At 40.7% G+C, this 19,485-nt stretch carries 16 protein-coding genes; 8 read left to right on the top strand and 8 right to left on the bottom strand.

Annotated features, from left to right (window positions below; genetic code table 11):
• Positions 1-252 precede the first annotated feature (252 nt).
• From AC4MCD_RS06810 to AC4MCD_RS06820, 3 genes are all read left to right on the top strand, one after another.
• A complete protein-coding gene (locus AC4MCD_RS06810; protein ID WP_419364454.1) occupies positions 253-1,311 on the top strand; it encodes a fatty acid desaturase in 1,059 nt (352 codons plus the stop codon).
• Between the two features lie 216 nt (positions 1,312-1,527).
• Positions 1,528-2,238 carry an SGNH/GDSL hydrolase family protein gene (locus tag AC4MCD_RS06815; RefSeq protein ID WP_419364452.1) on the top strand — a complete coding sequence of 237 codons (711 nt, stop codon included), beginning with the start codon at positions 1,528-1,530 and terminating at the stop codon, positions 2,236-2,238.
• Between the two features lie 32 nt (positions 2,239-2,270).
• Complete coding sequence (locus AC4MCD_RS06820; RefSeq protein ID WP_034704166.1) at positions 2,271-2,855, top strand: uracil-DNA glycosylase family protein; 585 nt, start codon at positions 2,271-2,273, stop codon at positions 2,853-2,855.
• Positions 2,856-2,915: 60 nt separating this feature from the next.
• Here the strand turns inward: AC4MCD_RS06820 and AC4MCD_RS06825 are convergent, their stop codons facing one another.
• The 3 genes from AC4MCD_RS06825 to AC4MCD_RS06835 form a co-directional block, all read right to left on the bottom strand.
• A complete protein-coding gene (locus AC4MCD_RS06825) occupies positions 2,916-3,407 on the bottom strand; it encodes a pyridoxamine 5'-phosphate oxidase family protein (RefSeq protein ID WP_180104912.1) in 492 nt (163 codons plus the stop codon).
• Positions 3,408-3,579: 172 nt separating this feature from the next.
• Positions 3,580-4,017: a hypothetical protein gene (locus tag AC4MCD_RS06830; RefSeq protein WP_125278624.1), complete on the bottom strand. Its 438-nt coding sequence runs from the start codon at positions 4,015-4,017 to the stop codon at positions 3,580-3,582.
• Between the two features lie 263 nt (positions 4,018-4,280).
• A complete protein-coding gene (locus tag AC4MCD_RS06835) occupies positions 4,281-5,834 on the bottom strand; it encodes a phospholipase D family protein (protein WP_419364448.1) in 1,554 nt (517 codons plus the stop codon).
• 120 nt (positions 5,835-5,954) lie between these two features.
• Between AC4MCD_RS06835 and AC4MCD_RS06840 the strand changes: the two genes are divergently transcribed.
• The 5 genes from AC4MCD_RS06840 to AC4MCD_RS06860 all read left to right on the top strand — a co-directional run bounded on the left by AC4MCD_RS06840 (position 5,955) and on the right by AC4MCD_RS06860 (position 12,442).
• Positions 5,955-7,067, top strand: a complete 1,113-nt coding sequence (locus AC4MCD_RS06840; RefSeq protein WP_419364446.1) for an S-(hydroxymethyl)glutathione dehydrogenase/class III alcohol dehydrogenase — start codon at positions 5,955-5,957, stop codon at positions 7,065-7,067.
• Between the two features lie 231 nt (positions 7,068-7,298).
• Entirely contained in the window at positions 7,299-7,823 is a 525-nt protein-coding gene (locus tag AC4MCD_RS06845; RefSeq protein ID WP_419364444.1) for a hypothetical protein, read from the top strand.
• 538 nt (positions 7,824-8,361) lie between these two features.
• Positions 8,362-9,411 (top strand): 3-deoxy-7-phosphoheptulonate synthase, encoded by a 1,050-nt coding sequence (locus tag AC4MCD_RS06850; protein WP_419364442.1) that lies wholly within the window; start codon positions 8,362-8,364, stop codon positions 9,409-9,411.
• Positions 9,412-9,666: 255 nt separating this feature from the next.
• Positions 9,667-10,845: a PilT/PilU family type 4a pilus ATPase gene (locus AC4MCD_RS06855; RefSeq protein ID WP_419364440.1), complete on the top strand. Its 1,179-nt coding sequence runs from the start codon at positions 9,667-9,669 to the stop codon at positions 10,843-10,845.
• Between the two features lie 400 nt (positions 10,846-11,245).
• Positions 11,246-12,442, top strand: coding sequence for a PilT/PilU family type 4a pilus ATPase (locus AC4MCD_RS06860; RefSeq protein ID WP_005235842.1), 1,197 nt, complete (start codon positions 11,246-11,248; stop codon positions 12,440-12,442).
• Between the two features lie 74 nt (positions 12,443-12,516).
• On the opposite strand, the gene AC4MCD_RS06865 is transcribed toward AC4MCD_RS06860, so the two are convergent.
• From AC4MCD_RS06865 to AC4MCD_RS06885, 5 genes are all read right to left on the bottom strand, one after another.
• The gene (locus AC4MCD_RS06865) at positions 12,517-13,692 is read right to left on the bottom strand and encodes an MFS transporter (RefSeq protein ID WP_491876763.1); all 1,176 of its coding nucleotides are present in this window, start codon (positions 13,690-13,692) and stop codon (positions 12,517-12,519) included.
• 252 nt (positions 13,693-13,944) lie between these two features.
• A complete protein-coding gene (gcvH, locus tag AC4MCD_RS06870) occupies positions 13,945-14,319 on the bottom strand; it encodes a glycine cleavage system protein GcvH (RefSeq protein WP_104426083.1) in 375 nt (124 codons plus the stop codon).
• A gap of 82 nt (positions 14,320-14,401) precedes the next feature.
• Positions 14,402-15,430: an AraC family transcriptional regulator gene (locus tag AC4MCD_RS06875; protein ID WP_104426084.1), complete on the bottom strand. Its 1,029-nt coding sequence runs from the start codon at positions 15,428-15,430 to the stop codon at positions 14,402-14,404.
• 374 nt (positions 15,431-15,804) lie between these two features.
• On the bottom strand, positions 15,805-17,661 hold the full coding sequence (locus AC4MCD_RS06880) for an ABC transporter ATP-binding protein (RefSeq protein WP_419364434.1): 1,857 nt from the start codon (positions 17,659-17,661) through the stop codon (positions 15,805-15,807).
• Between the two features lie 246 nt (positions 17,662-17,907).
• Entirely contained in the window at positions 17,908-19,167 is a 1,260-nt protein-coding gene (locus tag AC4MCD_RS06885; protein ID WP_491876764.1) for a mechanosensitive ion channel family protein, read from the bottom strand.
• Positions 19,168-19,485 lie beyond the last annotated feature (318 nt).

Genomic DNA, 19,485 nt, shown 5'->3' on the forward strand with positions numbered 1-19,485 from the left:
GAATAAATTTTATTTTTCTATAAAAATAAAAATTCTATTAGAATAGAGATGATTAAATTTTTAAGAAAAGAATTTTTAGACGATAAATTTTATAGAAAATATCTCCTTATTTTTCTGCTTTATTCTTGATCTTAAAAAAATTACTAAAACTGCCCAAAACTTGGACATACTCGCTACGAAAGTGGAAAGATAACTTCTCTTTTTTATAAATTCCTTTAATGTACAACTGTTCAGAAATTAAAGGTTGTCCATATGTCTACATCTTCGGATATGACTGACCAACAGCGAATCTCTAAGGTCAGAAATATCGTTACACAGGCCGGGGAAGAAATACGTACCCGTTATCCTATACTTAAACATCAGAATTTCATTGGTGCGAGTATTTTAGGTTTTGCCTGGACGGGGATAATCGCATGCGCATTGGCATATGGATATGGTTATCTTTCTGCGTGGTTCACCATTCCCCTAATTGCAATTTTTGCTTCACTGACACATGAATTAGAACATGACCTGATTCATTATATGTATTTCAAAAAAACACCTTGGGCACATCATTTAATGTTGGCTTTAGTGTGGCTGGCTCGTCCAAATACGATTAGTCCATGGGCTCGCCGACGCATGCATTTGCATCATCATAAATATTCAGGCACTGAATATGATCTTGAAGAACGTGGCATCAGTAATGGTATGCCATGGGGGATTCGCCGCATTCTAGTGATCAGTGACCAGTTGATGTCAGTGTATTTGCGTCCTTTTCAGATGTTTAAAATGATTCATCTTTTTATGGAAAAACAGCCTGAAAAAGAACGTAAAGTTGCCATGATTTCTCAGCTATTAGGCTTCTTGCCATTAAGCTTGATTTATTATGGTCTGTGCTATTTATTTGTAGTCTTTCATGTAGGCAATGCCGTTGCACCAATCTTTGGTTATGAAATGCTTTGGTCGGAAAGTATCATCGAAGCTATGCCGCTCGTGAATTTCTTGGCAGTAATTTGGATCATTCCGAATTTTATCCGTTCTTTTAGCCTGCAATTCGTTAGCTCCAATATGCATTATTATGGTGATATTGATCCACGCGATGTCATCAAGCAGACTCAGGTACTGAATCCATGGTGGATGGTGCCATTCCAGTTATTTTGCTGTAATTTCGGTTCAACTCATGCGATCCATCATTTTGTGGTCAAAGAACCCTTTTATATACGTCAGTTGACCTCTAAAACAGCGCATAAAGTCATGAAAGAAGTGGGTGTACGCTTTAATGATATTGGGACGTTCAAGCGCATGAACCGCTGGAATGATCATAAAGTTTGATAGATCAGTTACATTAAAAAATCCCGCTAAATGGCGGGTTTTTTTAATTTTTTAATCTACTCGTTAAGTAAAAATTTTAGACATAAAGATTAAAAAGTCGCGTACGGACAAAATTCTAAGTTACGTGAATATTCATTAAAAATGACTGCTGAGGTATTACTCGTAATCCATAAATTGCAGTAAAATTAATCATATCTTTATATAAATTAGTCCATTATGTTGCTCAAAGCTGCCACTATCGCCTTAATTCCCGCGCTCATAATTCAGGGTAATCGTGTCAAAAAAAATACGATAAAACTTCCAGAACCAGAAGGTGCACGTGAAGGTCAAACAGGAATAGGTAAAAAACTTTCATTACTGATTGTAGGTGATTCAGCAGCAGCAGGCGTCGGCGTAGATCATCAGGATGATGCCTTACTCGGCGCAATTCTGCATGAGTTAAGAAATGACTTTGAAATTGAATGGAAGTTACAGGCAAAAACGGGCGATACCACCTCAAAGGTCATTCGTACTTTAGACCAGATTGAAGCTAAATCCTATGATGTGGTCGTGACTTCAGTTGGCGTGAATGATGTGACTAAACTCATGCCTGCCGATGTCTGGATCAAGAAGCAGGAACAGTTTTATGGCAAAATCCAGCAAAAGTTTAATCCAAAACTGGTCATTGCAGCCGGTGTTCCTCCAATGAATATGTTCCCGGCTTTACCGAATCCTTTGGCCTGGTTATTTGGTCAATATGCCAAACACATGAACCAGCAGCTGGAAAAATTTGTGAATAAGCAGATCAACATGCAGTGGATTGAATACGATATTGAAAAATATCGGGCCATGAATTTACAAATGGCCAAAGATGGTTTTCATCCAAGTAAGGAAGTTTATACACTTTGGGGACAAGAAGTCGCTAGCAAGATCCGTCAGGCATTCTAAAATAACTGAAATACCTGAATCTGGAACAGTTTATGTCGGATATTGAAACCCATCCATTACCGCCATTTTTACCGCCCAATGCCAAATTACTGATGTTGGGCAGTTTTCCGCCACCCGCAACGCGCTGGAAAATGAACTTTTATTATCCGAATTACCAAAATGATATGTGGCGGATATTTGGATTAATTTTCTTTAAAAATAAAGATTACTTTTTGGACTTACCCAATAAAAAATTTCAGGAACATCTAATCCGAGAGTTTTTAACAGAAACGGGAATCGCGATTTTTGACAGTGCTTATCAGATCCGACGCCTGAAGGGAAATGCTTCCGATAAATTTCTGGAAATTGTAGTGCCCACCAATTTGCAGGATCTATTGGGGAAAATGCCGGACTGCAACCACATCATGACTACAGGCGACAAGGCCACAGATACTTTGATGCTCTCTATGCCTGAAGGTACGTTGAAACCCGGTATAGGTGAGCCAACACAGGCACATTTTCTTGGCCGTGACCTGTATCTATACCGGATGCCATCTTCATCCCGGGCTTATCCTTTGGCTCTGGATAAGAAAGCAGATAGTTACCGGATGATGTTCGAGCATGTCGGTCTAATTTGAGTTATGAATAAATATAAATATTAAGTATATTTATGAAATAAGCTTATTTTTAGAAAGTATTTAAGTATTTTCTACCTGCATATTGGGATATTCGACCCAGCGATAATCCTTAACTTTAATATCCCGAACATGATGAAAGCTGGACCAGATCAGTTTGCTACCTTTACTCCATTTTAATGTAGAGATACGAGATTCAACTTTCTCAATCTCTTCCGCTGTTGCAGGACGTAAAGAGCCAATCTCTGCATATAAACGTACACCGGGATAATGCTTAAATTTTCCCTTGAACATGGAACTTAACCAGAACAGTTTGCTGCTATTCACAGCCTGAATGCAGGCAAGTGGCTGATGCTGTAAATTTTCAGAGAAGGTGGTGGAGTAAGTATCAAAAAAGAAACCTGTACTAGACTGCTGATCCAGAAAGACAGTTCCGATCGGAGTAATACTAGGAAAGCCTTGGGGATTGACGGTTGCGATCGAACAATGCATTGCTGCACGCTGCGCATCTGCAACAACTTGACGGATATTTTGCCATTCAGAAGGGGAAATCATGATGTTTTCTCTTTATTATTTTAATCAAGCTTAATCTGTATGTCTAAAATAGGCATTGCCATAAAAATATTCAGGCAAGGGCAATTTAACCAATTAAATATATTAGATAAATTCCCTGTAAACAAAAAAGAGCCGATATGGCTCTTTTAAATTCTAGAAGTAGAAAAATGAATTAACCATCATATTCCACATAATCCCACAGGTTTAAGCGTGCTTTAATTTCTTTGCGAATATTTGGCAACATCGGAAGTAATGTCCCGTCAATCCATAAACTTAAAGCCTGTGCAGAAATCAGCTGCTGTTGTTCATCGACCAGTTGCGCACCTTTAACCATCACCAGCGTTTCTTCAGAAGCTTCGGTTTCAACACCTTTAAATAGCACCTGTAATTCATAACCGGTATCCTGAATCAGCCATTCCAGTTCGACCTGGATATTCTGATTAGATTTAAGTACGACCTGACCTTCGACCAAGTCTGAATCAGACAGGCAGTCATGTTCAACCCGTATTTTGGCTAAAAACCATTCTTGTTGAGACAGATCCTGCAAGGTCTTAACAGGGGTGAGAATATCACTGAGTTTAAACTGACGACTTAAATCAAAAAATTGCATGGGAGTGGAAAGCGAAAATTCGCAAAATACTGGAAAAGTGTAATTTTAGAGCAATCAACGGAATAGGTAAAACCTTTGTAGGTATTGATCTGATTAATATATAAGAAATAAGCTGAAAAATATAAGTATAAAAACCCGATTTAGAGATTTAGTCAATTTTATATTGTTCAGCTTATCACCAATAAAGATTTAAAATATCCAAAGCCAACTATCAATTAAGGAAAAATCACATTAAATGTAATTTGATTGCAATGTATCTGTCATTACATTAACCATTCTCCCGGGAATTTTGTTGCCAGATTCATCATATAACGCTGGAACTGTGTCGTTTCAGGGTCATGATTATGCTGAATGACTGAACCATTTTTCTGATGTTCCAGCCAAATGATCTCGCCCTGTTTATTTAACTTCAGCTGATAAGCCATTCTGGGTAAATACTGGTTTAAGGACTTGGTAATTTCGTCTTGGAGCTGATCTGATTCAATCACCAGACCGACTTCAGTGTTTAAATAGGCAGAGCGTGGATCAAAGTTAAAGGAACCAATAAATACCATACCATCCAGATCAAAGAATTTGGCATGTAGACTGGAACTGTTCTTATTTTTAGCCGGAATAATATTACCGGTCATAATTTCATACCAGGTCCGTTTTGGCCGTTCAATATAAGGTTTGAATTCCCATAGTTCGATTCCATTTTTGAGGAGCTGTTTACGGTATTGCTGATAATAGGCATGTACTAAAGCTACATCATTCGCTTGGAAAGAATTGGTTAAAATTCTGATTTTGACACCCTGTTGGGCACGTTTACTTAAATAATCCGCACCTTCCTGAGTGGGAATGAAATAAGAAGAAACCAGTTCCAGATGATCTTTGGGTTCACCCATAAGTTCCAGCATATGGGTATAAATATAATCGCCATTCTGGGCGCTACGACGGACCTTGGAAGGGGCATCGGCAACAAAATAGGCATTTCCCCATTTGATCGGGCGCTTTCTCAGCTGTTCATCAATCTGCTGTTCCGCAATACCGACTCGGCGTTTCAGCTCATTCTTATCGACTTCATCTTCTTTAAATTCGGTTCTCAACCGTTTTAAAAGTTGTGGATTGCCTGAATCATTCAGAACTTGTCGGATATCATAGCTTAGATCATCGTTCCAGAATTTGATAAAGGTCTGATTCGCATCGTGGGCTGGTTTCCCGGCAAAGAAAATATCGACATCGCTAAACTGAAAATCCTCACTGGCATCAAAATATTCACTACTGATATTCCGACCACCCGTGACCGCTGCCGTACCATCCGCAATAATCAGTTTGTTATGCATGCGCGGATTAACATATTTCATACGGAATCCGTAATCTAGGGCACGCAATTGACGGAATTTATAAGGATTAAATAGTCGGACTTCGAAATTAGGATGCTGGGCTAAGGCCAGCAGCTTATCATCCAGTTTAGTTCCGTTCTGGTCATCAATTTGAACTCGAACCTTCACGCCACGGTCTGCGGCTTTTAATAATTGGGAGAGGATCATATTGCCAATATAGTCATCTTTCCAGATGTAATATTGTAGGTCGAGATGGTATTTGGCCTGATTGATCAGATATAACCGTGCCGCCATACTCATAAAACCGTCATATAAAGGCAGATAAGCCGTTTTCCCTTCCTGAATCTGTGGCAGTTGTTCCTCTCTGATCCAGTGGGTCGATTGTACTGGAGTAATAGCTTCTTCTTTTGCTGTATTGGGAGCTAATTCACAGCCAGAAATAGTCAGGCTAAAAACAAAAATACTTAAACATGTAATTGACGAGGGCTTAGTCATTGATGTTCCATTAGTTATAGGGGTTTTATTCCTCAACTAGTGATGTTAATGGTTGAATCTCCGAATAGAAAGAGGTTACTGTTAACCATCTGTAAATCAGTAATAAAAGGATCGTTTTACATGAAATCACGTGCAGCGGTTGCATTTGGCCCAGGTCAGCCATTAGAAATTGTGGAAGTAGATGTTGCTCCACCAAAAGCAGGTGAAGTACTGGTAAAAATTAGCCATACTGGCGTATGTCATACCGATGCATTTACCTTGTCTGGTGATGATCCGGAAGGCGTATTTCCAGCCATTTTAGGCCACGAAGGTGCGGGTGTGGTCGTTGAGGTAGGTGAAGGCGTAACGAGTCTGAAACCGGGTGATCATGTGATTCCACTTTACACAGCAGAATGTGGTGAATGTCTGTTCTGTAAATCGGGTAAGACCAACCTGTGTGTAGCGGTTCGTGCGACTCAGGGTAAAGGTGTAATGCCAGATGGAACTACCCGTTTTTCTTATAATGGCCAACCGATTTATCATTATATGGGCTGTTCAACGTTCTCTGAATATACAGTCGTTGCAGAAGTTTCTCTGGCGAAAATTAACCCTGAAGCTAACCATGAGCAAGTGTGTTTATTGGGCTGTGGCGTGACTACCGGTATTGGTGCAGTACATAACACTGCTAAAGTACAGGAAGGCGATAGCGTCGCTGTATTTGGCTTAGGCGGTATTGGTCTTGCAGTTGTACAAGGTGCTCGCCAGGCCAACGCCGGCCGTATTATTGCCGTGGATACCAATCCAGATAAATTCGAACTGGCTAAACAGTTTGGCGCTACTGATTTTGTGAATCCAAAAGACTATGACAAGCCAATTCAGCAAGTGATTGTGGAAATGACCGGTTGGGGCGTAGACCACTCTTTTGAATGTATTGGTAATGTCGACGTAATGCGTTCAGCACTAGAATGTGCACACCGTGGCTGGGGTCAGTCTGTGATTATTGGCGTAGCAGGTGCAGGTAAAGAAATCTCGACTCGTCCATTCCAGTTAGTGACTGGTCGTAAATGGATGGGTACGGCATTTGGTGGTGTTAAAGGTCGTTCTCAATTACCGGGCATGGTTGAGCAGGCCATGAAAGGCGAAATTCAATTAGAACCATTTGTGACGCATACGATGCCATTAGAACAGATCAATGAAGCCTTTGATCTGATGCATGAAGGCAAGTCGATCCGTAGCGTGATTCATTTTGATTAAGATGATTTAGCGATTTAAACTTCATAAAGGCCGGTGAACACCGGCCTTTTTATTTTAATAATTAAGGTATATCAGATACATTTGCCTATCAAAGCACCACAGAGCTTTACCTAAAAAACACAAGGCTTCTAAGATTATTACATGCCAGATGCTTATAGTGAATAGAAGCGTATCGATAGACGCGATTAAAACCATGTTTAAGAATCATTTTAAAGAATAAGGATAAGCTCTATGTCGAATGATAGATTTGATCGTATTAAAAATTCTCCTAAAGATGTCCGTGATGATTTAAATGCCGATCCAATTAGCGGCGAGCCAGGTGCACATCCTATTGGCACAGGCGTAGGTGCTGCCGGTGGCGCAGCTGCAGGTGCAGCGGTCGGTGCAGCAGGCGGTCCGGTCGGTGCAGCAGTAGGCGGTGTTGTGGGGGCAGTGGTCGGTGGTCTCGCAGGTAAAGGCGTAGGCGAAGCTGTGCACCCGACTGAAGAAGCAGCATTCTGGCGAGATAATGCCGTTGAAACCCCTTATTATTCAGATGCCCGTACCACGTATAGCGATTTAGATTACGATCGTGACTATGATGCGGCCTATCGTGTCGGTTATGAAAACCGTGGAGCATATGATGCCAATACCCGTTTTGAAGATGTAGAAAGCGATCTGAAAGTAAAATGGGAACAGGCAAAAGGCCAGTCACGTCTGAACTGGGAACAGGCAAAATTTGCAGTACGTGATGCATGGAATCGCGTAACCCGTTAATTGCAAATGCCAAAACCAAGATCTAATATGCTCTTGGTTTTAAGGAAATGGGCAAAGTCTGCTGACCGTCACGACTTTGTCCATTATTAATATCTGAAAGGTTAGAATTCTAGGGCGATAAGTAAAAGTATAAATACTGATAAATATTTTTTTATATTTACTACTTGTCAAAACTGGATAGAGCGCGTATTTTAATTTCAGATTCACATTTTTATGAAAGACATAAACATGTTAAAGCAACCTATCATTTCAAACGCTTATTTTTATTTCTGGCAGTTTAGATAATTGCCTGAATGCGTTTGGGCAATGAAAAGGTTGCCCACCAGTTAATACCTGATCGGCAACCCTGATCAGGTTTTTTTATGCATGTGATTTAACAATTCTTTGGAGACAGCCATGACAAACTTTAACTATTCATACTTTAGCAACTTTTATTGGTCTTACTTTAGCCAGCTAATGACGCTTTCGACATCTTCGATTAGACCCATAACGCTCAAATAAAAGTTTGGACTGATTGCCAGTCCCAGGATTTAAAGTCATGAATATTGCACATACATCACAACAACATCAAACAGAAACCATTTTAGCTTTGCCACAGCAGCTTAAGCAGCAATTGCCACTGTCTCCGCAATTGGCTGCACAAGTCGCTGAACAGCGTCAAATTATTCAAAATATTTTAGAGGGTAAAGATCACCGTTTAATGGTGATTACCGGACCATGTTCCATTCATGATGAAGCTTCCGCACTTGAATATGCAGAAAAATTAAAACAACTTCAGGAACAGGTTTCTGATCAAATTTTCCTGGTTATGCGGGCCTATATTGAAAAACCACGTACTACTGTAGGCTGGAAAGGCTTCCTGTATGATCCAGAACTTGATGGCTCATCCAATATGCAATTGGGTCTGGAAAAATCTCGTGCACTGTACCTAAAACTGATTAGCATGGGTCTGCCGATTGCCTCAGAGATCTTAAGTCCAATGGCAACGGCGTATTTCGATGACCTATTGGCCTGGGGCGCGATTGGCGCGCGTACCAGTGAATCACAAATTCACCGTGAAATTTCCAGCCATATGCCGTACAGCATCGGTTTCAAAAATGGGACAGATGGTTCGATTCAAATTGCTCTTGATGCTATTCAGTCAGCTTCCAATCCACATCAGTTCATGGGCATGAGCCAATCGGGTCTGCCGTGTATCCTGAGCTCAAAAGGGAATCCAAAAGCACATTTGATCCTGCGTGGTTCAAATAGTGGTCCGAACTACCAGTTGTCTGAAATTGAAAAAATTAAAGCGAAACACTCAACCGATTTGCCGGCCCTGGTTATTGATTGCAGTCATGGTAATAGTTCAAAAAACCCAATGCTACAACCTGAAGTGCTGGAGCAAATCGTCGCTGAACGTTTGCACAGCAATGTGCGGGGTGTAATGCTCGAAAGTCATCTGGTCGATGGCAATCAGAAAATCTCTGAAGATATGGTTTACGGCCAGTCAGTGACTGATGGATGTCTGGGCTGGACAAAAACCGAGCAATTATTGTTAAATATGGCTGATTCACTGCGATGCGAAAGTTTAAAGCGTAGCGCTTAAACTCACGATCTTATCTTTCCTCAATTCGTTGAGGAAAGATATTATGATCGGATATGGTTGTTCAGAAGTATTTTTCTAAATGCTGAAAGCAACAATTCGATATTTTGAAAATTAAAACAATGAGTATTAAAACGATTTTAAAAAATTCATAAAAAATAATTAATTTAAAAAAATAAACAATAACAATAATTTATTAGAGGTCAGCCTGATACTGTTTTTAAACAGCGGATGAGTAATGATCCCGGGAAGCTTGCTATGTATACAACTGAATTACTCGATGAAGCACGTAAATTTATGCACCATATGCTGACCAAAGTCGTGGAATATGGTGGTTCCGATCTTTTTATTACAGCTGATTTCCCGCCCAGTATCAAACAGCAAGGGTTAATGAAACCATTTGGTCAGCAGAAGCTCAGAGCCGATAAGACCCGTTTGTTTGCTTATGCCTTGATGAATGAGCGACAGATTCAGGAATTTGAATCGGTGATGGAATGCAATTTTAGTATTAGCATCCCGGGCGTGTCGCGCTTCCGGGTTAATGTCTTCCAGCAACAGCACAATGTAGGCATGGTGATTCGGGTCATTACGACAGATATTCCAAGCTTTGAGCAGTTAGGCTTACCAGCTTCATTGCAACAGGTCATCATGCAGAAACGTGGTTTGGTGCTGGTAGTTGGTGCAACGGGTGTCGGGAAATCGACTACATTGGCAGCCATGATTGATTATCGTAATACTCATACTGAAGGGCATATTATTACGATCGAAGACCCGGTGGAATATGTCTATCAGCATAAAAACTCGATGATCACCCAGCGTGAAATTGGTGTAGATTGCGTTTCCTGGCACAATGCACTGATTAATACCATGCGGCAGGCACCTGACGTCATCGTGATTGGCGAAATCAGGGATACAGACAGTATGGAGCATGCAATTGCCTTTGCTGAATCTGGCCATTTATGTCTTGCAACACTTCATTCCAATAATGCCGATCAGGCACTGGACCGGATTATTAACTTCTTTCCAGAAGAACGCCGTAATCAGTTACTGCTAGATTTATCAGCTAATATCAAAGCCGTGATTTCTCAGCGGCTAATTCGCACTGAAGATGGTAAAGGTCGTCGGGCTGCGGTAGAAATTCTGCAAAATACCCCTTTAGTTTCTGACCTGATTCGTAAAGGTGAATTCCATGAACTTAAAACGATTATGGCTCGTTCGCGGGAACTGGGCATGCAAACCTTTGATCAGGCATTATTTGATTTATATAACCAAGGCATTATTTCTTATGAAGAAGCCTTGCGTAATGCAGACTCCAGCAATGAATTACGTTTGCAAATCAAGCTGAAGAGCAGTCGTATTAATCCTGTTTTACAGGCAGAAAATGCACAGATTTCACTTCTGGAACAGTCCGGATCGCGTGTACTTTCTCCTGATTAATCTTTTTTTAATAAACAGATTACTATTCAGTTCAATAGAACTGAGTCATAAATCTTCTTTAATGGTGGCTTTTAAGCAAGGCAGCTTTCAGCCACCTATCTAATTTTTTAATTTTATCCTTACTTACCTGGTGAATTCAGTTTCACCATCTTGCATTTATCCTGAATATGATCTTGTTCATCGTAATATTCTTTTAAAATGAAGTAGTTTTTAAAATGCAAATTTTGCCTAGTTAATTGATATTTTGTTGAACTTCATCACATAATATTCCAAAAATATTTTCTTTATAAATCAAATCAATTTGAGGCTTTAAAAAAAACGCTGCACAATAAAAATCAAATGATATTGGCATGAATCAAGCATTTAAATTCATGTAATTGTGTATTTCCAGGGGAAGAGAATGTTCACGGCAGAACTGTTGGACGAAGCAAAAAAATTCATGCATCACATGCTGACCAAAGTAGTGGAATATGGGGGCTCAGACTTATTTATTACCGCAGATTTTCCACCGAGTATTAAACATCAGGGCTTAATGAAGCCCTTTGGACAACAGACTTTAACTGCTGAAAAAACCAAACTGTTCGCTTATAGCTTGATGAATGATAAACAGCGTCAAGAGTTTGAAGCTGAACTAGAATGTAACTTCGCGATTACTGTACCGGGTGTATCGCGCTTCCGGGTAAATGTTTTTGTACAACAGCTTCAGGTCGGGATGGTAATCCGGACCATTACGGCAGAAATTCCAAATTTCCAGAAACTGAAATTACCAGAATCATTGAAACACGTGATTATGGAAAAACGCGGTCTGGTACTGGTTGTAGGAGGAACGGGTTCAGGTAAATCGACCTCTCTGGCAGCGATGATTGACTACCGCAATGAAAATTCGGCGGGGCATATCATTACCGTGGAAGATCCGGTGGAATATGTACATAAACACAAGAAATCCATGATTACTCACCGTGAAGTTGGAGTCGATTGCCATTCCTGGCACAATGCGCTGAAAAATACCTTGCGTCAGGCACCTGATGTGATTCTGATTGGTGAGATTCGTGATACCGAAACCATGGAACACGCAATTGCCTTTGCTGAAACCGGACATTTATGTCTGGGCACACTGCATTCCAATAACGCCAACCAGACTTTGGACCGGATTATTAACTTCTTCCCGGAAGAACGCCGTAATCAGTTATTGATGGATTTATCTTCTAATATGAAGGCGATTATTTCCCAGCGTCTGATTCGTACTCAGGATGGGAAAGGCCGGCGGGCTGCGATTGAAATTATGTTAAATACACCTTTGATTTCTGATCTGATTTTAAAAGGCGAGTTTCATGAGCTGAAAGCTATTATGGGCAAATCTCGTGAACTGGGCATGCAGACTTTCGATCAGGCCTTATTTGACCTGTATAACGAGGGGGCGATTTCGTATGAGGAAGCATTGCGTAATGCCGATTCGACTAATGAATTACGTTTACAGATCAAGCTGAAAAGCAACCGCCAAGATAATCCTGCTGCCGGAGAAGCAACACAATTCACGATGATGCAAGAACCGAAAGCTGAAGAAAAAGAACAAGAAAATACTTCAGCATCTGAATAAATACTTCTTCGTGTCAGAATTAAAACAGGCAGTTTATCTGCCTTTTTTTTATTATATTTAGACATTAACTTGTATTAGGCAGTCTTAACTTGAACGACCAGTTTAAAGTAAACAATACTGCATAAGGTGAGTAAACCACACAGAATAAAGGCGAACTGATAACTATAAGTCGCAATAAGCGCCCCAATCAGTAGCGAGCCGACCGCAATTCCTACATCATAGAAGGTATAAAAGGTCGAAGTTGCATAACCAATCCGGTGTTTCGGTGCACGTTGAATGGCTAGTGTCTGGATGCAAGGTTGTGCGCTGCCAAAACCGACACCAATCAATACCGCAGCTAGCAGAAATCCCCATAGGGTCTGAATCTGACTCAGTAAAAAGAGTCCTAAACTAAATACTAATAGCGCAGGATAAATCACATATTGTGAGCCTTTACGATCGTAAATTTTTCCGGTAATTGGACGCAAGCTCATCATGGAAATGGCGAATACGACAAAAAACAAACTGGCATAAGTCATCAGATTTTTACTGGCAGCAAAAGGTGCAATAAAAGACATGATGCTGGCATAAGAGAAGGAAATCAGAGCTGCCAGAACAGCAACAGGCAGCGCTTTCTTTTCTACAACATCAGACAACACCAGTCCTTTTTTCTCAGGAACAGTTTGAATGATGTTCTCAGGCTCCTTGACCGGAATCATTAAGCAGAAAGCAAATCCGATAAAAACTAATGCAATAAGCAGCGTTGTGATCTGAAAATAAGACCAGTATTCAATCAGACTTAAGCTAATCAAAGGTCCAAGAACAATACCCAGATTGACTGACATAACGTAATAGCCCATGCCTTCGCCTTTACGCTGTTCTGGAATAAACTGATTCACCACAGGAACACAGACTGTAGTCAAAATACTAAACCAGATCCCATGCAAAAAACGGATGATAAATAAGGTCGTCAGCTGATCGGCAAGCAAGTAAGCTAGGGAAAATAGACTGAAAAAGATTCCAGAAATAATCAGGGTTTTACGGATACCCAATTTTTCAATAATCAGGCCACTAAATGGACGTACCGCAATCGCTGAAATCATGAACAAGGTCATGGCAAGACCAGCCTGAGCTAAGTTTCCGCCTAATTCTTTCAGGATATAAATCGGTAAAATCGTGGTTTGTGCAAAATAGAAAATAAATAAAAACAGGTTATTGGCCAGACACAGCACAAAAGGCTTGGTCCATAAAGGCAATAGATTGGATTTCATAATTTTCCTAAATTGATCTATAGGGAAATGCTGCGATGAGCATGAATATTATTTTTATAAAGCAGCCTGAGCTATCTGATGCGAGTGATAGCAGGTACAGCAAAGACTTTAAGAAAAATGTGTGAAAAATACAATAAAATTCCGATATAAATACATTGTATTTGATGGTGAGCTTTAAATACGAAGTTTTCAATGCGTAAAAAAATCAGCCCGCAGGCTGATTCTTATTTTTCCATACTAAATCAAAGTAGCTTATAGGCCAGCTTCATATTCTGTATTAGACAGTAGCTTTTCTACATCTGCCATATTGTCCGGTTTGATTTTATAGATCCAGCCTTTGCCATACGGGTCATCATTAATGAAGTCAGGATCATCTTCAAGTGCAGCATTGATTTCAACGACTGTACCAGAGACAGGCGCATGAATATCAGAAGCTGTTTTCACTGATTCAACCACGCCAGCCTGTTCGCCCGCAGTAATATGTGAGTCAAGATCTGGTGCTTCTACATAAACCAGATCACCTAATGCATCCTGTGCATGGTCGGAAATACCGGTCACAACAAGATCACCCTCAATGCGTACCCATTCATGTGTACTTGCGTACTTTAATTCTGAAGGATGATTCATTGATAACTCCCTAAAAATCTTAAGATCATTTTTGATATGTTTTATACATTCTTTTTGGTCAAAACAAAAGGTTTATCCTTGCTTATAAATAAGGATCTTTACGCCAGTTGCTCGGGCTACGACCACTCCAGCGCTTAAACGCCCGACTAAAATTGGCCACATCACTATAGCCAAGTTCATCAGCGATCTGCTCCAGAGTAAAGTCTGTACGGGATAATAAGGAAGTGGCATGCCGGTAGCGCACTTCATCCACCAGCGTAGAGAAAGAAGTACCTTCAGCGGCCAACTGACGCTTTAAGGTTCGATCTGACATATGCAGGCGTTCAGCTACACTTTCAATACTCAGATAATGCTGTTCGGAATGAGTCAGGATATCTCGTACCCGCATGGCAATCCGGTGTCGTTCACCAAGTGCAGATAATTCAGCTTCACATTGGTTAATCGCAATCTGGCTGGCAATTGGATCGGCATGTACCAACTTGTTCATCAGGTAGCTTTTATCAAAGCTTAAAATTAAATGCGGCTGTTCAAAACGGAACTGGTGCGTAGGAAATTTCGCCATGAAGCGTTCAAAGCCTTCCGGCTTTTTGAAATCGAAGTCGATTTCACCAGTTGCATCGTTAACCCCGGTAATAGCCTTAGCCATACTGATCAGACCAATCATCAGGGCAATCGAAATTTCGGTACGAAGCGGTTCAAGCTGGATATCAGTTTGCAGCTGTACCGTTGCCTTAGCGCCAAAGGTCGAGAAAAATAACTGCAGGAAGGGTAAACGTAACTGAATGAATCGATTCGCCAGCACCAGAGCTTCGGTAATATTATTCGCCGTCATGATGGCATAACCGATAAAACCATGAATTGAAATCCGCATCTGGGTACCTAAGTGATAACCCAATGTCGGTTCACCAGTGAGTTTCAGGGCATGCTTGACCAGTTCATTGGCCACAGGGGTCGGAATACGATAATCAGGATCTGCCAACTGTTCACTGGTCAGGCCAAAAGGCTTAAAAAGCGACTCATTATTATACCCCCAGCGGGAAATGACATCGAGAAGCAAGAGACCGTATACACCTGGAATACCTTGGTCTTGGCGTGGAGCTATTGTTTTCATGCGCGATCCGTTGCACTCATTCAAATTTTTTTATTTTCACTTCATATTGGCATGAAAAAGCCATTTTCTTGATAAAAATTGTTGGACAAAGCTGCGGCAATTTCCACAAGCAGATTTCAATCAACTTAAAGCAGAGTAGCCTAATTTAAAGTTGGAAATCAATGTAAAACAGAGATATTTTAGGGATTTAATTTTAAGGCTACAGATTTCTTCTAATTCAAAACAGGATCACTTTTAGAAAAATCTAAACTTAAAAAATTCTTATGGAATAGACGATATTCACATAAAAGCAAACCGAAGCATTACTATTCTAATGACTCAAATAGAACGCTTCGGTTTCTGTTGTAGATGTCAGTTACTACTGAATAGAGCGATTATGCTTCGTGTAAGTTATCAGTTTTGGCATGTTGCTGTACCAAGAACCCGCCGGTTTGACGCTGCCATAGCTGCGCATAGATTCCGTTTAAGGCAACCAGTTCATCATGCGTACCTTGCTCGGCAATTTTACCTTGATCCATCACAATCAGACGATCCATCTGCGCAATGGTAGAAAGACGATGCGCAATGGCAATAACCGTTTTACCTTGCATCAAGTCATCCAGACTATTCTGAATAGCCGCTTCGACCTCAGAATCCAGAGCACTCGTGGCTTCATCCAGAATCAGAATCGGTGCATCTTTCAGGAATACCCGGGAAATGGCAATACGTTGACGCTGTCCACCAGAAAGCTTCACGCCACGTTCACCGACATAAGCATCATAGCCTCTACGGCCACGCAAATCAGTCAGATTCGGAATAAATTCTTCTGCTTTGGCCTTGCGTACAGCTTCAAACATTTCTTCATCAGTTGCATCCGGACGGCCGTATTTGATATTTTCAGCTACAGTACGATGCAGTAAAGACGTATCCTGAGTGACCAGCGCAATATTTTTACGCAAACTGTCCTGAGTGACATCGGCAATATCTTGGCCATCAATCAGAATACGGCCCTGATTCAGATGATAGAAATGCAGTAACAATTGAATCAGAGTCGATTTACCGGCACCGGAACGACCTACGATGCCGATTTTTTCACCCGGACGAATGGTCAGATTAAACTGGTCAATCACCGGTTTTTCATTATAGGCAAAAGTGACATTATCGAATTTAATCTCACCGTGTTTCAGTTCCAGTTCTTTCGCATCTTCTTTGTCTTGAATATTGATTCGACGTCCCAGAGTTTTCATTCCGTCCTGAATAGTACCGACATTTTCAAACAGGGCAGAGGTCTGCCACATCATAAACTCGGCAATACTATTCAGCTTTAATACCATCGCTGTGGTTGCTGCAATGATCCCGAGCTGAGCTTGACCTTGCATCCACAGCCAGATTGCAGTTCCCAGCACACCTGCATATAGCACAACACTTAGCATCAGAATGCTGATTTCGTATTGAGCGCCCAGACGCATCTGTTTATATACCGTAACCATAAATTCCTGCATGGAGGATTTGGCATACTGACTTTCTCGGCCTGCATGCGCAAACAGTTTTACGGTCTGAATATTGGTATAGGCATCAGTCACACGTCCGGTCATGACTGCACGCGCATCCGCTTGTAAGGATGAAATCTTGCTTAATCTTGGAATGAAATAGCAGGCGGCACAAATAAACAAGAGTAGCCAGACCATAAGCGGCAGGATGAGTAAGGGTGAAATAGCACCTAAAACAATATTAATTGTGACGAAATAAATCAGCACATAGGCCAGCATATCGCCTAAAATGACCCAGAATTCCCGGATCGCCAGCGCCGTTTGCATGACTTTGGCCGATAAACGTCCGGCAAAATCATTATGGAAGAAGTCCAAACTCTGTTTGAGCAATAAATTATGGAAGCGCCAACGCAGACGCATCGGGAAATTACTGTATAAAATCTGATGCTTGATCAGGGACTGGGCACTGGCAAACAGGATATTGGCCAGCAAGATAATACTTAATAAGGTCAGATTGCTGGCATGTTGATCTAAAAAAGTTTCTGGTTGACTTTGGCTCAACCAGTTTACCAGATCGCCAATTTTTGAATACAGTAAGGCCTCAAAACTGGCTGCACCTGCGGTACACAATACTAGAATCAGCAAATAACGGCGTACCCCATAAGCTGCCTGCCAGACAAAGGGGAAAAAGCTGGTGGGTAAAGGTTGATTCAGGTTTTTGGTGGGATAGGGATCTACCAGCCGTTCAAGCCATCGAAACATTCACGTACTCTTATCATGTATTTTCTTTGCGAGGATTATAAAGGATTCTGCTTTTTGAAGTCTGAATTTGAGTGAAATTGCCACAAATGTTTAACTAAATCAAACTTTAGGTTGCAGAGCAGAAACTCATGCCAGATTTATGCCAGCTGATATGAAAACTAAAAATAAGAGCCTGAATTCATTTTAAATACTGAATAAAAAAGCCCGAAATAAAAGATTATTTCGGGCTTAAGTTGAAAGGTTAGTTTAAGTGATAATCGGAGATGAAGAACTCGCGTTAAAAGATTCTTTAAAATCACTCCCAGAAGGCGCCTGATACACCTTCAATCCAAATTCCGAAATAATCGCCAGAATATGGTCCATGATATCGGACTGGATATTTTCATACTCTGCCCAAACCGTCGTATTGGTGAAAGCATAAATTTCCAGTGGTAAACCTTCGCTGGTCGGTTGTAACTGACGCACCATCAATGAGAAATCTTTGGCAATGCCAGGATGCTGTTGCAGATAAAATTCCAAATAAGCGCGGAACGTGCCTAAATTGGTCAGACGGCGCTGGTTGTATTGTGAATGGTGCTGGAGCTGCTGGTTAAATTTATCTAGCTCTTCTGATTTGGTATTCAGATATTGATCAAGCAGGATGAAATTTTTCAGCTTGTTCTGTTCTTCTGCCGTCATAAAATGCACGCTAGTTTGATCAATATGAATTGAGCGTTTGATCCGACGGGCACCTGCTTCCTGCATACCGCGCCAGTTTTTAAAGGTATCAGTCACCAGTTTATTGGTTGGAATCGTGGTCACAGTCTTATCAAAGTTCTGCACAGTCACTGTATGTAATGACATATCAATGACATCACCATCGGCATTCAGGGTCGGCATTTCAATCCAGTCACCAATACGCACCATGTCATAAGATGAAATCTGAACCGAAGCGACCAGTGACAGAATGGTATTTTGAAAGACCAGCATCAGGACAGCGGCCATCGCACCAAAACCCGCAAGCAAGGTGAATACATCTTTTTTCAGGAAAGTGCCTAAAATCATAAGACCACAAACAATGAAGATGATCAGCTTGACCAGCTGTAAATAGCCTTTAATCGGCTTGTTGCGTGACTTGGGATTGCGCTGATAAATCAGGTTAAAGATATTCAGTAATTCACCGAGCGCCAGAGCAATGGTCAGGAAAATAAATGCCTGAGCACCCATTTGTACAAAAGTTTGTACCTTGTCGGATAAATGTGGAACTGTGGTAATCCCGTTCATAATCACGATTGCCGGAACAATATTGGAAATCCGGCGAATCACGCTATGTTCAGCAAAAATCTGATTATTGGCAAAGGGCATTTTGGAAATCAGTTGACGAATGCCACGTACGACAATCTGTTTGGCAAACACATTGGCAAGGATGGCCAGTAAAATCACAATACTCAGTGAAGATAACATTTCCAGCCATGGGTACTGATCGGCCCAATCTCGAATATTCTGAATAAAATTAAACTGTTCCAACTGATCTTTCTCTTTAACTCAAAAAATTTGTTAGAGTTTATAGGTTTAAACGCAATTTTTTAATCTTGGATAACCTTTTAAAACATATCTTTCTTAGAGGATGCGAACTTAATCACTATTCAGGCATTTATTTTTTCCTTCAGGTTAATTCAGATTAAATAGATCAATGGAAATTGATTGGTTAATGGCTAGGAAACGTGAAAAATTGATATAACAGCCTAGCTTGTATTTTTTCTAACTTTAAAAAATTAAAAATGTCAAAGTGAATTAAAGAATTTAATATAGCGTTTAATTATGTTAATTCGACATAACTTAATG

Source organism: Acinetobacter sp. CAU_H_78, from assembly GCF_058599365.1.

Coding starts and splice junctions, on each gene's coding strand:
- AC4MCD_RS06810 (WP_419364454.1), top strand. CDS start 253: ATGTCTACATCTTCGGATATGACTGACCAACAGCGAATCTCTAAGGTC.
- AC4MCD_RS06815 (WP_419364452.1), top strand. CDS start 1,528: ATGTTGCTCAAAGCTGCCACTATCGCCTTAATTCCCGCGCTCATAATT.
- AC4MCD_RS06820 (WP_034704166.1), top strand. CDS start 2,271: ATGTCGGATATTGAAACCCATCCATTACCGCCATTTTTACCGCCCAAT.
- AC4MCD_RS06825 (WP_180104912.1), bottom strand. CDS start 3,407: ATGATTTCCCCTTCTGAATGGCAAAATATCCGTCAAGTTGTTGCAGAT.
- AC4MCD_RS06830 (WP_125278624.1), bottom strand. CDS start 4,017: ATGCAATTTTTTGATTTAAGTCGTCAGTTTAAACTCAGTGATATTCTC.
- AC4MCD_RS06835 (WP_419364448.1), bottom strand. CDS start 5,834: ATGACTAAGCCCTCGTCAATTACATGTTTAAGTATTTTTGTTTTTAGC.
- AC4MCD_RS06840 (WP_419364446.1), top strand. CDS start 5,955: ATGAAATCACGTGCAGCGGTTGCATTTGGCCCAGGTCAGCCATTAGAA.
- AC4MCD_RS06845 (WP_419364444.1), top strand. CDS start 7,299: ATGTCGAATGATAGATTTGATCGTATTAAAAATTCTCCTAAAGATGTC.
- AC4MCD_RS06850 (WP_419364442.1), top strand. CDS start 8,362: ATGAATATTGCACATACATCACAACAACATCAAACAGAAACCATTTTA.
- AC4MCD_RS06855 (WP_419364440.1), top strand. CDS start 9,667: ATGTATACAACTGAATTACTCGATGAAGCACGTAAATTTATGCACCAT.
- AC4MCD_RS06860 (WP_005235842.1), top strand. CDS start 11,246: ATGTTCACGGCAGAACTGTTGGACGAAGCAAAAAAATTCATGCATCAC.
- AC4MCD_RS06865 (WP_491876763.1), bottom strand. CDS start 13,692: ATGAAATCCAATCTATTGCCTTTATGGACCAAGCCTTTTGTGCTGTGT.
- gcvH (WP_104426083.1), bottom strand. CDS start 14,319: ATGAATCATCCTTCAGAATTAAAGTACGCAAGTACACATGAATGGGTA.
- AC4MCD_RS06875 (WP_104426084.1), bottom strand. CDS start 15,430: ATGAAAACAATAGCTCCACGCCAAGACCAAGGTATTCCAGGTGTATAC.
- AC4MCD_RS06880 (WP_419364434.1), bottom strand. CDS start 17,661: ATGTTTCGATGGCTTGAACGGCTGGTAGATCCCTATCCCACCAAAAAC.